Source organism: Phytohabitans rumicis, assembly GCF_011764445.1.
Taxonomy (GTDB): Bacteria; Actinomycetota; Actinomycetes; order Mycobacteriales; family Micromonosporaceae; genus Phytohabitans; species Phytohabitans rumicis.
This window is the reverse complement of record NZ_BLPG01000001.1, coordinates 8021311-8036657: the sequence shown is the minus strand read 5'-3', so window position 1 is coordinate 8036657 and position 15347 is coordinate 8021311. Positions and strand designations below refer to the sequence as shown.

The window sequence follows — 15347 nt, the reverse complement described above, 5'->3', positions numbered from 1 at the left end:
TGAATGCTGGATCAGTGCGATCCCTCCGGGATTAGGTGCCGGCCGGCTCCCCATTGCGTTGCAGGCTTCGGGCAGAATCGATGGGTGCCGCCAGAGGAATATCAGGATCCCGGCCAGGACGCCGCCGTCGAGCGGGCGCGTGGCGGGGTCCGGGCCTGGGTGCGGAGCGCCGGGCTGCGGGCCACCCGCACGACGCCGTACACCGTCCTGGCTCTGCTGGTCGCGGCCGCGGTCGCGCCGGTGGCGGCGGTGACCCTGGGCGCCGGCGCGGCGTACACGGCGCTGCTCGGGCAGCTCGGCGCGATCGGCGCGGGGCACTTCGGCGCGTTGCTGTCGGAGACCGCGAACCGCGTGCGGCGCCGCACGCCGCAGCCTACGGTCGAGCAGTGGCGGGACGCGGTGGCCGAGGCGCTCGGACCGGTGCTCGCGGCGGACGACGAGCGGGCGCGGGCGCTGCGTGCCGAGGTGAGCCAGGTGCTACGGCACGTCGACGCGGTCGCGGTGGCGTTCGCCGAGTCCAGTGAGGACAGCCAGGAGCTGCGGCAGCAGCTGGCGGCGGCGGTGTCGGTGCTCGGTGTCGAGGTCGACGAGCTGCGCTGGATGGTCCGGGACGCGGTGGCCGCGCTGGACGGGCTGCAGGAGGACGTCGCGGTGCAGAACAGCGTGCACCGCGAGCAGGTCGACCTGACCCGGCGGGTGTTCGTCGCCGTCACCCAGCTGCGGCAGGAGGTGCTGCGCGGGCCGGTCGCCGCGCTGCCCGAGGCGTCCCCGCCGGCCACGGCGGCGACCACCCCGCCGGATCCGTTGGCGGCCTCCCCGTTCCCGGGCCTGGCCAGCTTCCAGCCGGAGGACGAGGAGTGGTTCTTCGGCCGGGAGACGCCGACGGCGGAGCTGCTGGCCCGCCTGGCGGAGCAGCTGACCGGGGGCGGCCCGCTCATCGTCACCGGCGCGTCCGGCGTCGGCAAGTCCTCACTGGTACGCGCCGGCCTGCTGCCCGCCGTCGCGCGGGGCGGCCTGCCGGCGGCCGGTTCGGGGGCGTGGCCGTGGCTGCTGATGACGCCCGGCGCCCGGCCGATGACGGAGCTGGCCGCGCGTACCGCGGCGCTCGCCGGAGTGTCCGCGGTGGACGCGCTGCGGCAGCTGCGGGACGCCCCGGACGCGTACGGCGCGCTGGCCGCGCAGGCCGGCATAGTCGACGACGACCGGGCCCGCCTCGTGGTGGTGATCGACCAGTTCGAGGAGCTGTTCACGCTGTGCGCGGACCCCGCCGAGCGGGAAATGTTCGCCACCGCGCTGGCCAGTGCCGGGCCGGCGCTGGTCGTGCTGGCCGTACGGTCGGACTTCTTCCCGCAGTGCACCCGGCTGCGGCCGCTGTTGCCGGCGCTGGCCGCCGGGCCGTTCGTGGTCAGTCCACTGGGGATGGACGACCTGCGCGACGCGGTGGTCCGCCCGGCCGAGCGGGCCGGCCTGGAGCTCGAGGCCGGCCTGGTGGAGCTGCTGCTGGCCGACCTCGGCGCCCGGGACGGCGGCTACCCGTCGGGCGCGGTGCCGCTGCTGGCCCACGCCCTGCGCAGCACCTGGCTGCGGCGGGCAGGCCACCGGCTCACCATCGAGGGATACCGGGCCGCGGGCGGGGTCCGCAACGCCGTGGCGGACACGGCCGAGCGCATCTACGTTTCGCTCGACGGCGGCGACCAGGCCCGGTTGCGGGCCGGGCTGCTCGGCCTGGTCGCGATCGTCGACGGGGCCGGCGCGGTACGCCGCCGCGGGCCGCGGTCCAGCATGACGCCGGCGGTGCTCGACCGGTTGGTCCAGGCCCGGCTGGTCACCGCCGACGAAAACACCGTCGAGATCAGCCACGAGGCGCTGCTGAGCGCGTGGCCCCGCCTGGCGAACTGGGTCGAGGAGGACCGCCAGGCGATCGTGACGCGGCAGCGGCTGGCCGAGGCGGCGTACTACTGGGTGGAGTCCAATGAGGACGGCGACGTCCTCTACCGCGGCGCCCGGCTGGCCGCGGCCCAGGACTGGGCGGCGGGGCGAGCCGACGTCGGCGAGGTCGAGCAGCGGTTCCTGGTGGCCAGCGAGCGGGCCGCCGAGGTGGTGCTGGCGACCGAGCGGCGGCGCGGTCGGCGGCTGCGCCGGCTGGTGGCGGGGCTGGCGGCCGCGCTCGTGGTCGCGTTGGGCGCCGGCGGGTTCGCGGTGGAGCAGCGGGCCGAGGCGCAGCGGCGGGCCGACGACGCGCTGTCCCGCCAGTACGCCGCCGAGTCGCTGGTCAGCGCGGAAGGCGACCAGGCGCGGGCGATGGGGCTGGCGCTGGACGCCTGGCGGACCAGCCACACGCCGGAGGCGCGCGGCGCGCTGCTGTCCGCGCAGATGATGTCCTTCACCGGGCGGCTGGGCAGCCAGCCCGGCGGCATCGCCGTGGCGCTCAGCAGCGACGGCTCGCGCGCGGCGGTCGGTCACGGCGACGGCACCGTACGGCTGTGGGACGGTGCCGACCACCGCACGATGCGGGAGCTGACCGGCCACGGTAAGCAGGTCACGTCGCTGGCGTTCGCACCCGACGACAGCATGCTGGCCACCGCCGCGCTGGAGCGGGACGGCGTACGGGTCTGGGCCGCCGACACCGGCCAGCTGATCCGGGTGCTGCCCGCGGTCGGCTTCGCCACCTGGCTGCCGGACGGCCGGCTGGCCGCCTTCGGGTTCAGCGCCGCGGAAAAACCGGTCATCAAGCTCCTGGACGCCCGCACCGGCGCCACCGCGGCCGAGTTGCCGGTCGGCGACATCGTGTCCGACCTGGCGGTCAGCCCCGACGGCCGGTACCTGGCGGCCGGGCTGCCGACCGGCGGCACCATCCGGGTGTGGCGCCTGTCCGACGGCGCCCGGGTCATCGACCTGCACCTCGACCAGGGGGAGTTCGCGATACCGCTGGCCTTCTCCCCACCGGGGAGGTGGCCGCCGCGGGGGTGGACGGCGACGTCCGGATCTGGCGGCTGCCCGACGGCGCGCCGCTGCGCACCCTGCACCGGCTCGACGGTGGCACGGTCGGGCAGGTGGCGTACACCCCGGACGGATACCTGCTGGCCACCGGCGGCGGCCGCGACCTGGCCGCGTGGGACGCGAGCACCGGCGTGCCGCTGACCTCCTACGTCGGGTTCGACGGCACGCCGCTCGACGTCGCGGTCGCGGCCAACGGCAAGGTGGTCGCCGCCACCGGCATCGACGACTCGACGATCCTGTGGCAGCGGGCCACGGCGTGGCTGCCGCACACGGCCGCCGTGTTCGACGCGCGGTTCGACCCCACCGGGCGCCGGCTCGCCACCGCCGCCACCGACGGGGTGGTCCGGCTGTGGGACACCACCTCCCACGCGGTCGTCGCGACGATCCCCCACGGGTCGGCGGTCGAGGACATCGCCTGGTCACCGGATGGCACGCTGGCCACCACCACGGCCGCCGGCACCGTCCATCTGTGGGACGCCGACGGCCGGGAACGGCATCGCTTCAGCATCGCGCCGCTGCGGCCGGAGTCGCTGGCGTTCGCGCCGGACGGGGGCACCCTCGCCGTGGCGGCGGGCCGGCCGCTGGAGGGCATCGCGACCACCGAGGAGGAGGCCGGCCCGGAGTACGTCCTGCACGTCTGGGACGCCCGCACCGGGACCGAGCGCCGCGCCCTCGACCTGGGCTCGGCCGGTACCAGCGCGATCACCTTCACCCGCGACGGGGCGCAGCTGCTCGCCGCCACGTACGACCTGGAGCTGCTCTCGGCCACCGAGACCCGGGCGGACGCGGTGCTGCGCCGGTGGCGTGCCGACGATATGAGCGAGTTGGCGAGCGTGCCGCTGGGCGACGAGCAGGTGCTGGACCTGACGGTCAGCCCGGACAACCGCAGCCTGGCGGTGGTCGGCACCGGGCGTTCGGTACGGCTGTGGCGGCTCGACGGCAGCGGCGGCTGGCGGGAGTTCGCCGAGCATCCCGCCACGATCCGGGAAGCGGTGTTCTCGCCGGACGGCGCCACCCTGGCCACCATCACCAAGAGCGACCGGGTCGTCCGGCTCTGGGACGTCCGCACCGGCGCGCTCTCGGCCAACCTCACCGGGCAGTTCAGCCTGCTCAACGCGGTCGACTTCGCGCCCGACGGCGGCACGCTGGCCACCGCGGCGGCCGGCGCGTCGGTGGGGCTGTGGACGCTGGACGTCCCGCAGGCCGTCGACCGGCTCTGCGGCGTACTGGGCGATCACCGGTCCTGCTAGTACGGTACGGCCATGTCGCGGGCGCGCGGTGAGATCGAGACCCTGCCGAGTGGGTCGCTGCGGGTGCGGGTGTACGCCGGGGTCGATCCGGTCTCGAAGAAGCGGCAGTACCTCGTGCAGACGGTCCCCGCCGGGCCACGGGCGATCCGGGAGGCCGAGGAGGTGCGCGCCCGCCTGCTGCGTGAGGCGTCGCAGCGCCGGGCGCCGGGAGACCCTGGCGCCGACGGCGAGCGCGCGACCGGGCCCGGTGCGCCGCCGGCGGGATCGGCCGGTCGGCGATCCCGCGGCACGCTGACGGTCGCGACGATCGCGAGGCTGGCGGGCGTCTCCCCGCCTACCGTGTCGAAGGTGCTCAACGGGCGCTCCGGCGTGGCACCGGACACCCGCCGGCGGGTGGAGGATCTGCTGCGCGAGCGCGGCTACCGGCGCCCGGAGAAGGTCGCGCGGGCCGCCTGCGTGGAGGTGGTCTTCTACGGCGGGATGAGCCACCTGACGGTCGAGATCATGCGGGGCGTGAAGCAGGTCGCCGTCGGGCACGGCCTGGCCGTCGGCTTCACGGACGCGTTGCGGGAGGCGTCGACCGGGCGCAGCTGGGCCCAGGACCTGCTGGCCCGCCGCCCGACCGGCGTCATCGCCGTGCACACCGGCGCGATGCCCGAGCAGCACGGCCTGCTGGACGCCAGCGCGATCCCGCTGGTGGCGGTCGACCCCACCAGCGAGCCGCTGCAGCCCGTTCCCTCGGTGGCGGCGGCCAACCGGCGCGGCGCCTTCGCCGCCGCCCAACACCTGCTGGATCTCGGCCACCGCGGGATCGCGGTGATCACCGGACCATTGGAACGCGTGTGCGCGCGGGCCCGGCTGGAGGGCGCGCGGGCGGCGCTGGCGGCCACCGGGATGCCGCTGGACGAGCGCCTGCTCCGCGCCGGGCTGTGGTTCTCGTTCGAGGACGGGCTCAGCCACGGCCGGGAGCTGCTGCGCCTGCCCGACCCGCCGACGGCGGTGCTGTGCGGCAACGACCTGCAGGCGTTCGGCGTCTACGAGGCGGCCCGGCAGGCCGGCGCGCGCATCCCGCACGACCTCAGCGTGGTCGGCTTCGACGACATCTCGTACGCGCGCTGGTGCGGGCCGCCCATGACCACTGTGCGGCAGCCGTTCGCCGAGATGGGGGCCACCGCCGCCAGGATGGTCCTGGCCTTGGCCGCGGGCGAGGCGATCACGCAGACCCACATCGAGCTGGCCACCGCCCTGGTGGTCCGGGACAGCACCGCTCCGCCCGCTGCCGAAACGATCCCTGCCACCGCCGATCGTTTCTGAGACACCGTCAACGGGAGGGGGCGACCCGGCCGCGTACCTCGCCGAAGCCGATGCGCTGGCCGCCGGGGCCGGGTGCGGTGGCGGTGATGGTGACCTCGTCGCCGTCCTCCAGGAAGGTGCGGGCCTCGCCGCCGGGCAGCGTCAGCGGGTCGCGGCCGTTCCAGGTCAGTTCGAGGAGCGAGCCGCGCTGGTCCGGCTCGGGGCCGCTGACGGTGCCGGAGGCGAAGAGGTCCCCCGTGCGCAGCGATGCCCCGTTCACGGTCAGGTGGGCGAGTTGCTGGGCGGCCGTCCAGTACATCGTGGCGAACGGCGGCCGGGCGATCACGTGCCCGTTGAGGCGTACCTCCAGGGCGAGGTCCAGGCCCCACGGCGCGGCCTCGTCGCGCAGGTACGGCAGCGGCCGCGGGTCGCGGGCCGGCGGCGCCACCCGGGCGGCCTGCAGGGCGGCGAGCGGGACGATCCACGGCGACACGGACGTGGCGAACGACTTGCCGAGGAACGGGCCGAGCGGCACGTACTCCCATGCCTGCACGTCGCGGGCGGACCAGTCGTTGACCAGGCAGGCGCCGAAGACGTGGTCTTCGAACGCCGCCAGCGGCACCGGTTCGCCGAGGGTGGATGGGACCCCGACCACGAAGCCGACCTCGGCCTCGATGTCCAGGCGCCGGGTGGGGCCGAACGCCGGGGCCGGCTCGTCGGGCGCCTTGCGCTGCCCCTGCGGGCGGACGACCTCGGTGCCGGACACGACGACGGTGCCGGCCCGCCCGTGGTACCCGATCGGCAGGTGCGTCCAGTTCGGCGTGAGCGGCGCGGAGTCGGGGCGGAACATCCGGCCGACGTTCTCGGCGTGGTGCCGGGACGAGTAGAAGTCGACGTAGTCGGCCACCTCGAACGGCAGGTACATCCGGAGCCCGTCCGCCGGCACCAGGTGCCGGCGGACGGCGTCCGCACGCCGTGCCTCGCCCAGCCACTCGCCGATCTGCTCGCGGACCTCCCGCCAGGTGGCCGGCCCGGCCGCGAGCAGCGGGTTGAGCACCGGCCCGGCCACCAGCGGGGCCCACCCCGCGCCGAGCCGCTCGGCCAGCGCGGACAGGTCCAGCACCGCGTCGCCGACGGCGACCCCGACCCGGCGGTCCCCCTCCTCGCGGCTGAAGACGCCGTAGGGCAGGTTCGCCAGGCCGAACGGGGTGTCCAGCGGCAGCTCAAGCCAACTCACGCGACAACCGTAGTACGCCTACATCGGGTTCCAGCCGTCGGTGCCGGCGAGGTACCTCTGGGGCGTGTAGTTGGCCGCGGTCGCGTCGCTCATCTGCGGCCGGTTGCCGTTGACGCCCGCGCCCGCACCGGTGTTGCGGTACTCGGAGAACCGCGCGTTCTGCCACGGGTTGGCTGACATGTCGGACCAGGGCTGGGCGGTCTTGATGGTCGCGCTCAGGTTGGACTCGCGGTACAGCACCTGCGCGCTGGCGCCCCACGGGCGGCCCAGTCCGGTGACGTTGTTCGCCGCGCCGGTGACCGTGCACTTGTAGAACAGCAGCCCGTACGTCTTGGCCGGGTCCGTGGCCGCCGCGGTGATCGGCCCGCCGGTGCTGCGCTTCTCGTAGATCGTGCTGGCGTTGAAGACCGCCGTGCCGCCGCCGAAGACGAAGTCCACCGTGCCCTCGACGTAGGAGTTCGCGACGTACGCGCGGGCGTTGTTGTTGACCAGCAGCGTGTCCTGGTTGCCGAGGAAGCGCACGTTGGTGAAGACCAGCCGGTCGGCGTTCAGGTTGGCCGCCACCGCCTGGCTGCCCTCGCCGTAGTCGTTCGCCATGGTCAGGTTGGTCGCGACGAAGTCGCGGCCGTTGACGAAGACGGTGGCGCTGCCCGACGTCCCCCAGCCGCCGGCGGAGCTGTGGTTGTTGACGATGACCGTGTTGCCGGCCGACGACCCCAGCCCTTGGAGGGTGATGAACGGCTTGTTCGACGGGACCGTCACGATCTCCCGGTAGGTGCCCGCCTTGATCGTGATGACCCGCCGGGTCGTGTTGTTCGCCGGCACCGCGTCGATGGCGGCCTGCACGGTCCGGTAGAGGCCCGTGCCGTCCGCGGCCACGGTCGGGGTGGACGCCGAGCCGACGAGGTTGAACGCGAACTGCATGCGGGCGACGTCGGCGCAGCCCTCCTGCACGATCGGGTTGTTGCCGGCGGTGGAGCCGTCCTTGTCGCTCACGCACATCGAGGTGGCCGCGCTGGCGATGCGGTACTTCCCGGCGGCCGCCGCCGAGGCGGTGAACGTCCACAGTTGATTGTTCTGCGCGGCGCCGCAGCCCCACTGCTGCAGTTGCAGCCCCGAGGTAGCGGCGCCACCGGGTACGTCCATGCACTGGTTGCTGTTGACGTTGACGAGGTGGAAGCGGCCGGAGTTGGCCACGACCCTCCACTGTTGACGGATCGCCCCGGCCTCGCATGCGGCCTGGGTCAGCCGGGTGCCGCTCGCGGTGGACCCGGCCGGCACCTCGACGCACTTGCCGCTGGCGGCGGGGACGACGGTATAGACGCCGCCGTCGACCGGGGTCGCCGCGGCCTCGGAGAGCCCGGCGGCGAAGACGACGGCCGCCGGTACCAGCAGCGCCAGGGCGGCGAGGGCGCCGCCACGGCGTACCAAGAATGGTCTGATCCGCATGGTCAGACCCCGATGCTGGCTTGCGGGCCGGTGTGCTGGCGCAGCAGCGCGGGCACGTCGGCGGCCGGGTGCAGGGTGTACGAGTAGAAGCTGCTCGGGTTGAACGCCGAGCCCTTGGAGGTGACCTTCCCCGAGTCCCAGGGGCTGTTGACGGTGATGTTGCCGCGCTGCACCAGCTCACCGGCCTCCACGTAGTACGGGTTGCGCACGTTCTCGTAGTAGCTGTTTTCGATGACGGCCTTGGTCAGGCCGCGCACGTAGTTGCCGTACGAGGAGCAGTTCTGCAGGTAGTTGTTGTACATGTGCAGGTTCGCGATGTTGTCCCCGCTCGGGTTGCGGGTGACGGTGTTCTGGAACCAGTTGTGGTGGATGGTGATCCGCGCGGTGACGTTTTCGGTCCAACCGATCCCGAAGGTCTTGTTGTTGTTGTTCAAGTGGTTCCAGGACACGGTCAGGTTGGTGGTGTCCTTGCGGCTGTCGATGAGGCCGTCGTTCATCCTGGACAGTCGATTGTGGTCGATCCAGATGCGGTTGGCGGTGTCCAGCTGGATGGCGTCGTAGTCGTACGCGTCGTCGCCGGGGTCGTCGTCGGGCATCAGCGTGTCCCGGATGGTCAGGTTGCGGATGATGACGTTGCTGACCCCGGCCGCGAGGAAGAACCCGCCGCCGACGATGTGGCCGCTGGTCCCGACACCGATGATCGTCTTGTTCGACGCGACCCGCAGCTCGGTGCCCTTCGGGCTGATGTTGATCGTCGCGGCGACCCGGATGACGTACGGGGTGCTGGCGGTCACGTACTGGTTGAGCTGCGCCTGCGTGGTCACCGTTACGGTCTGGCCGCCCGCGCCGCCGGTCACGCCCTGCGCGAACCCGTCCGGCGCATTCCCGTACGGCACACCCGGCGCCGGCGTACCGCCGACGAGGTTGAACGTCCACTGCATCCGGGCGACGTCGGCGCAGGTCTCCTGGATGACCGGGTTGCCGCTCGCGGTGGAGCCGTCCCGGTCGCTGACGCACAGGCTGGACACGCCGCTGGCGATGCGGAACTTGCCGGCCGCCGCGCTCGACGCGGCGAACGACCACAGTTGGTTGACCTTGGTGCCGTCGCCGCAGCCCCACTGCTGTAGCTGCACGCCCGAGGCGGTGGAGCTGGACGGGACGTCCGCGCACCGGGTGCTCTTGACGTTGACGAGGTTGTACCGGCCGGCGCTGGCCACGACGCGCCACTGCTGCTGCGTGGCGCCGGCGGCGCAGGTCGCCTGTTGCAGCAGGGCGCCGTTGTCGACCGAGCCGCCGGCGACCTCCAGGCACTTGCCGCTCGCGCCCGCGACGACGGTGTAGGTGCCGCCGGCGGCGGGATCGGCGGCTGCGTCGGCGGGTCGGATGGCCAGCAGGATGGTCGCCGGCACCAGCGCGGCACCGACGGCGGCGAGGGTCAGAACTGATCTTCTACGCATGGCGGATCCCTTGTCGAGGGGAAGCAGGCGCGGACCACTCTAACGATCGCCATCAATTACCGTCAATGGCTTTCCCTAATTCACGGTGGGTGCCGGGGCCGAGGGTGCGCGGCTCCTGACCGGCCAGGTCGAGGACGGCGGTGGTGCCGCTCGGCACGGTGACGTCCACGGTGAGCGTGCCGTCGGCGGCCAGGACCCACGCGATGGCGGCCCGCCCGTACGGCGTGTCGTGGGCGGCCGACGCGTGCGTGAGGCCACCGCCCGGCCGCGGCCGGAACAGGATCTCGCGGTACCCGGGCGCCGCCGGGGCCACCCCGGCCACCGTCCGATGTAGCCAGTCGGCGACCGCGCCGAACGCGTAGTGGTTGAACGACGTCATCTGCCCGGGGTTGACCGTGCCGTCAGTCAGCATGCTGTCCCACCGTTCCCAGATCGTGGTGGCGCCCTGGGTCACCGGGTACAGCCAGGACGGGCAATCCCGCTGCAGCACCAGGTCGTACGCGGTGTCCAGGTGACCGGTGCGGGTCAGCGCGTCGGCGACCAGCGGGGTGCCGAGAAAGCCGGTGCCGATCCGGTTGCCGCCGGCGGCGACCAACTCGGCCAGCCGGGCGCCGCACGCGCCGATCTCGCCGGCGGGTACCAGGTCGAACGCGACGGCCAGCGCGTACGCCGTCTGCGTGTCGCTGGTGAGCCGGCCGGGTCCGACCACGTACCGCCGCTGGAACGCCCGCCGCACCGCGCCGGCCAGCCGCGCGTACCGCTCCGCGTCGGCCGCCTCGCCGAGCACCCCGGCCATGTCGGCCAACCGCCTCGCCGACCACGCGAAGTGCGCGGTGGCCACCAGGTACCGGTCGGTCGCCGCGGCCGCGGGATCGTCGGCGGGCGCGCTCGGGTCGAGCCAGTCGCCGAGTTGGAACCCCTCGTCCCACAGGTGGTCCGGGCCGGCGAGCCGGTCGACGAGGTCGACCCACGCCTTGGCGCTCGGGTACTGCCGGGCCAGCATCGCCACGTCGCCGTACCGCTCGTACAGCGTCCACGGCAGCAGTACCGCGACGTCGCCCCAGCCGGCACCCGGCCGGATCGGTGTCCACATGTGGTGCGCCGGGATGACCGGCACGTACCAGGGCACGGTGCCGTCCGGCAGCTGCTCGGCCGCGACGTCGACCAGCCAGGAGGCGAGCATGCCGGCGCAGTCGTAAAGGTACGCCGCGGTCGGGCCGAAGACCTGGATGTCGCCGGTCCAGCCGACCCGCTCGTCCCTTTGTGGACAGTCCGTCGGGATGTCCAGGAAGTTGCCGCGCATGCTCCAGACCACGTTGTCATGCAGGCGGTTGAGCAGCGGCTCAGAGCACTCGAACCAGCCGGTGCGGGTCATGTCGGTGTGGTAGACCCGGGCCACCACGTCGCCGGCCGCCACCGCCGCGTCGAGGTCGCCCGGCCAGCCGTCCACGTCGACGTACCGGAAGCCGTGGAAGGTGAACCGCGGCTCCCACTCCTCCACCCCGGCGCCGGCCAGGACGTACACGTCGGTGGACTCCGCGTCGCGCAACGGCCGCCGGTACACCTCGCCGTCCTGCATGACCTCCGCGGTGCGCAGCGTGACCGTGTCACCGCGCGCGCCGCGGACCCGGATCCGCGGCCGGCCGACCAGGTTCTGCCCGAAGTCGAGCACCCGGCGCCCGCCCGGCGTACGCAGCACCGCCACCGGCCGGATCTCGTCGGTCGCGCGGACCGGCGGTCCCATCGGCGCGACCAGCGTCGCCGGGTCGCGCTGCCCCACCCGCACCGGGGTCCAGCCCTCGTCGTCGTACCCCGGGGCTGACCAGCCGGTCAGCTCGTCCCGGGCGTCGTAGACCTCGCCGTCGTAGTTGCCGGACCGCACGATCGGGCCGGGCGCCGCCCGCCACCGGGGGTCGGTGGCCACCACCTGGCGGCGGCCGTCCGCGTACGTGATCTCGAGCTGGGCGAGCAGCGACAGGTCGGCGCCGAAGAGGTTGCGGAAGCCGCCGCGCCAGCCGAGCCGCCCGCGGTACCAGCCGTCGCCGAGCCACGAGCCGATCGCGTTGGCGCCGGCGCGCAGGTGCCCGGTGACGTCGTACGTGTAGTAGCGCAGCCGCTGCGGGTAGGCGGTCCAGCCGGGCGACATCGCGTCGTCGCCGACCCGCCGACCGTTGATCTCGATCTCGTACAGGCCGTGCGCGGTGGCGTAGAGGCGCGCGGCGACCACCTCACCGCCGACCTCGAAGGCACGCCGTACCAGCGCGGGCCGGCGTTCGTCGGACTCGGCCTCCTCCGGCCAGTCCGCGCCGACCGGGACCGCCCGCCAGTCACCCGGCTCCAGCAGCCCCGCCTCGATCGCGGTGGGCGGGCTCCAGCCGGAGTACGCGCCGTCCGCGCCCCGGACGCGCACCCGCACGGTGACCCGCTCCCGGGACCGCAGCGGCTCACCGGGCCAGGGCACGAGCACCTGATCGGGCGAGTCGACGGCCACGACCGTGGACCTGCCGTCGCGGACCACGTCGATCTCGTACCCCGTCTGGTGCCAGCCGGGCGGCGCGTCCACGCGCCAGGACAGGCGCGGCCGCCGCTCGCCGATGCCGATGGGCACCCGGTGGTGCTCGACGGACGGTCGCGTGGGATCGGTCATCGGTCCGGTGTCCTTCCGCCGCGGGCTACTTTACACGTTTCAAGTCGATCAGTCACGGAGTTTAGCGGATCGGTTGACACGTTTCAGAGTAGGTCGCAGGATGGAATCCGTGACCCTACTCATACGGCCGGCGGTCGCGCTCGTCGGCACGCTCGACACCAAGGGCGCCGAATACCAGTGGGTGGCCCAACGCCTGGCCGGACACGGCGTCGACACGGTCGTCATCGACACCGGGATCCGCCCGCCGGACGGCTTCACCGGCCCCGTCGCGGTCGGCCAGGACGAGGTCGCCCGGTCCGCCGGCACCACGATCCAGGCGCTGCGCGACGGGAACGACCAGGGCGCGGCCGTCGCCGCGATGGGTGCGGGCGCCGCGGCCGTCCTCGCCGGGCTGGCCGCCGAAGGCCGGCTCGACGGCGTACTCGCGCTCGGCGGCAGCGGCGGCTCGTCGATCGCCGCGCGCGCCGTCCGCGACCTGCCGATCGGGCTGCCCAAGCTGATCGTCTCGACGATGGCCGCCGGCGACGTCTCGCCCTACGTGGGCGCCGCCGACGTCACCATGATGTACAGCGTCGTGGACATCTCCGGCATCAACCGGGTGTCCCGCGCGGTGCTGGGCAACGCCGCCGCCGCGATCGCCGGCATGGCCACCGCCCACGCCGGCACCGCGGCCGAGGAGGGCGACCGGCCGCTGATCGCCGCGTCGATGTTCGGCGTCACCACACCCGCCGTGGACGCCGCCCGGGCCCGGCTGGAGGAGCTGGGGTACGAGGTGCTCGTGTTCCACGCGACCGGCGCGGGCGGCAAGGCCCTCGAAGCGCTGGCCCGCTCCAGCCTGCTGGCCGGGGTGCTCGACCTGACCACCACCGAGTTGGCCGACGACCTCGTGGGCGGGGTGCTCAGCGCCGGACCGGCCCGGCTCACCGCGGCCGGGGCCGCCGGGGTGCCGCAGGTGGTCAGCCTCGGCGCGCTCGACATGGTCAACTTCGGCCCCGAGGACACCGTGCCGGCCGAGTTCGCCGGCCGGACGTTCTTCGTCCACAACCCAACCGTCACGCTGATGCGTACCACCGTCGCGGAAAACGCGGAGCTGGGCCGCCGCGTGGGCGCCAAGCTGGCCGCGGCGGCCGGGCCGACCGTGCTCGTGGTGCCCCGCGGCGGAGTGTCCGCATTGGACACCGACGGCGCCGCCTTCCACGACCCGGCGGCCGACGCCGCGCTCTTCGACGCGGTCCTGGACACGGTACGCGGCAGCGCCGTGTCGGTGCTCGACTCGACGCGGCACATCAACGACGCTGAGCTGGCGGTCGAGGCCGCCGACCGGCTGCACGCACTCATCGGCAAGGAGGTTTGAGGGCATGGACCGCGCGAGCGCGCTCGCCCGGCTGCGGGCCACCATCGCGGCCGGGCAGCCGGTGATCGGGGCCGGCGCCGGCACCGGCATCTCCGCCAAGGCCGCCGAGGCCGGCGGCGTCGACCTCATCATCATCTACAACTCCGGCCGGTACCGGATGGCCGGTAGGGGTTCGCTCAGCGGCCTGCTGGCGTACGGCGACGCGAACCAGATCGTCGTCGACATGAGCCGGGAGGTGCTGCCGATCGTCCAGGACACGCCCGTGCTGGCCGGCGTGAACGGCACCGACCCGTTCCGGCTGATGGGCCGCTTCCTGGACGAGCTGGCCGGGCTCGGCTTCGCCGGCGTGCAAAACTTCCCCACCGTCGGGCTCATCGACGGCGTGTTCCGGCAAAACCTCGAAGAGACCGGGATGGGGTACGGCCACGAGGTCGAGATGATCCGGCTGGCCCGCGAGCGCGACCTGCTCACCGCGCCGTACGTCTTCGACGTCGAGTCCACAGTGGCCATGACCGAGGCCGGTGCCGACATCGTCGTACCCCATATGGGTCTGACGACCAGCGGGACCATCGGCGCGAAGACCGCGCTGACGCTGGCCGAGTCGGCGGAGCGGGTGCAGCGGATGCGCGACGCGGCGGTCGAGGTCAACCCCGACGTCATCGTGCTCTGCCACGGCGGTCCCATCGCCGAGCCGGACGACGCCCGCTACGTCCTCGCCCACACCACCGGCGTGGCCGGCTTTTTCGGCGCGTCCTCAGTGGAGCGGCTGCCGACCGAGCGCGGCATCAAGCAGCAGATCGTCGATTTCAAGTCCATCCTCGACTAGGGAGTCCCCATGACGTCCACCATCCCCCAGCGCCGGCCCGACGAGGTGCCGACCCGCACGTTCGACTGGGGCACCATCAAGTGGCTGGTGACCCCGCACCTGGACGAGGGCGCCGGGCTGACCACCGGCGAGGTCATCATCTACCCGGCCCAGGGGCACGCCCCGCACGTGCACCCCAACGAGGAGGAGGTCATCTACGTGATCTCCGGCGAGGGCGAGCAGACCGTCGGCGACGGGCCGGCCTTCCCGATCCGCGAGGGCGACGCCGTCTACATCCCGGCGAACACGCTGCACTCGACCTACAACACCACCTGGCGGCCGCTGCGGCTGGTCGTCATCTACACGCCGGGCGGCGCCGAGACCGGCCTCGACCAGCTCCCCGACGCGCAACTCCTCGACCCGGGCGTCGCGCCCGCGTGGCGGCGGGTGTCCTGATGCCGGTGTACGGGCCGGGCCGCTGGCTCAACCCGACGGACCGCCCGGAGTGGTGCGAGGTCGCCGCGGCCGGGCGGTTCGCCGTCCCCGTCGAGGGCGGCCGGTTCGACCGGCACTACCACGACGACCACGAGATCTGGTTCGTCAGCGAGGGCAAGGCGCGCATCCTGGTGGACGGCGCCGAGCGGTACGCGCAGGCCGGTGACGTGGTGCTGATCCAGGCCGGCGACCCGCACGACGTCGTCGAGGTGTACGAGACGCTGCGCGGCTTCTTCGTGCAGACCGGACACCCGGCGGGCGGCCGGGCCGGGCACCTGCACCGGGACCCGGCCGACGCCGGCGGCCACCCGGTGCCGGCTCGGCCCGTGCCGGCCGACTTCCCTTCCCGGGTGGGCTGAG

At 73.6% G+C, this 15347-nt stretch carries 11 protein-coding genes; 7 read left to right on the top strand and 4 right to left on the bottom strand.

Going from position 1 to position 15347, the window contains the following annotated elements:
* Positions 1–84: 84 nt before the first annotated feature.
* From Prum_RS36415 to Prum_RS36405, 3 genes are read left to right on the top strand one after another with little or no spacing between them, the layout of a single operon-like run.
* Positions 85–3141: an AAA family ATPase gene (locus Prum_RS36415; protein ID WP_173081027.1), complete on the top strand. Its 3057-nt coding sequence runs from the start codon at positions 85–87 to the stop codon at positions 3139–3141.
* Positions 3054–4250 (top strand): WD40 repeat domain-containing protein, encoded by a 1197-nt coding sequence (locus Prum_RS36410; RefSeq protein WP_308785445.1) that lies wholly within the window; start codon positions 3054–3056, stop codon positions 4248–4250. The genes Prum_RS36415 and Prum_RS36410 overlap by 88 nt, the downstream gene beginning before the upstream one ends.
* Positions 4251–4262: 12 nt before the next feature.
* Positions 4263–5564, top strand: coding sequence for a LacI family DNA-binding transcriptional regulator (locus Prum_RS36405; protein ID WP_173081025.1), 1302 nt, complete (start codon positions 4263–4265; stop codon positions 5562–5564).
* A 7-nt stretch (positions 5565–5571) separates the two neighbouring features.
* Here the strand turns inward: Prum_RS36405 and fahA are convergent, their stop codons facing one another.
* The 4 genes from fahA to Prum_RS36385 are packed head-to-tail and all read right to left on the bottom strand — an operon-like array spanning position 5572 to position 12333.
* Positions 5572–6780: a fumarylacetoacetase gene (gene fahA, locus Prum_RS36400; RefSeq protein ID WP_173081023.1), complete on the bottom strand. Its 1209-nt coding sequence runs from the start codon at positions 6778–6780 to the stop codon at positions 5572–5574.
* An 18-nt stretch (positions 6781–6798) separates the two neighbouring features.
* On the bottom strand, positions 6799–8229 hold the full coding sequence (locus Prum_RS36395) for a pectinesterase family protein (RefSeq protein ID WP_173081021.1): 1431 nt from the start codon (positions 8227–8229) through the stop codon (positions 6799–6801).
* Between the two features lie 2 nt (positions 8230–8231).
* On the bottom strand, positions 8232–9686 hold the full coding sequence (locus Prum_RS36390) for a pectate lyase family protein (protein ID WP_173081019.1): 1455 nt from the start codon (positions 9684–9686) through the stop codon (positions 8232–8234).
* 52 nt (positions 9687–9738) lie between these two features.
* Entirely contained in the window at positions 9739–12333 is a 2595-nt protein-coding gene (locus tag Prum_RS36385) for a family 78 glycoside hydrolase catalytic domain (RefSeq protein ID WP_173081018.1), read from the bottom strand.
* A gap of 109 nt (positions 12334–12442) precedes the next feature.
* Here Prum_RS36385 and Prum_RS36380 point away from each other — a divergent pair, with 109 nt between their 5' ends.
* The 4 genes from Prum_RS36380 to Prum_RS36365 are packed head-to-tail and all read left to right on the top strand — an operon-like array spanning position 12443 to position 15346.
* Positions 12443–13687, top strand: a complete 1245-nt coding sequence (locus Prum_RS36380) for a Tm-1-like ATP-binding domain-containing protein (protein ID WP_218577527.1) — start codon at positions 12443–12445, stop codon at positions 13685–13687.
* Between the two features lie 4 nt (positions 13688–13691).
* Complete coding sequence (locus Prum_RS36375) at positions 13692–14513, top strand: phosphoenolpyruvate hydrolase family protein (RefSeq protein ID WP_173081014.1); 822 nt, start codon at positions 13692–13694, stop codon at positions 14511–14513.
* A gap of 9 nt (positions 14514–14522) precedes the next feature.
* Positions 14523–14948 (top strand): cupin domain-containing protein, encoded by a 426-nt coding sequence (locus Prum_RS36370; protein ID WP_173081012.1) that lies wholly within the window; start codon positions 14523–14525, stop codon positions 14946–14948.
* Complete coding sequence (locus tag Prum_RS36365) at positions 14948–15346, top strand: cupin domain-containing protein (RefSeq protein WP_173081010.1); 399 nt, start codon at positions 14948–14950, stop codon at positions 15344–15346. The genes Prum_RS36370 and Prum_RS36365 overlap by 1 nt, the downstream gene beginning before the upstream one ends.
* The last annotated feature ends 1 nt before the right edge of the window (position 15347 follow it).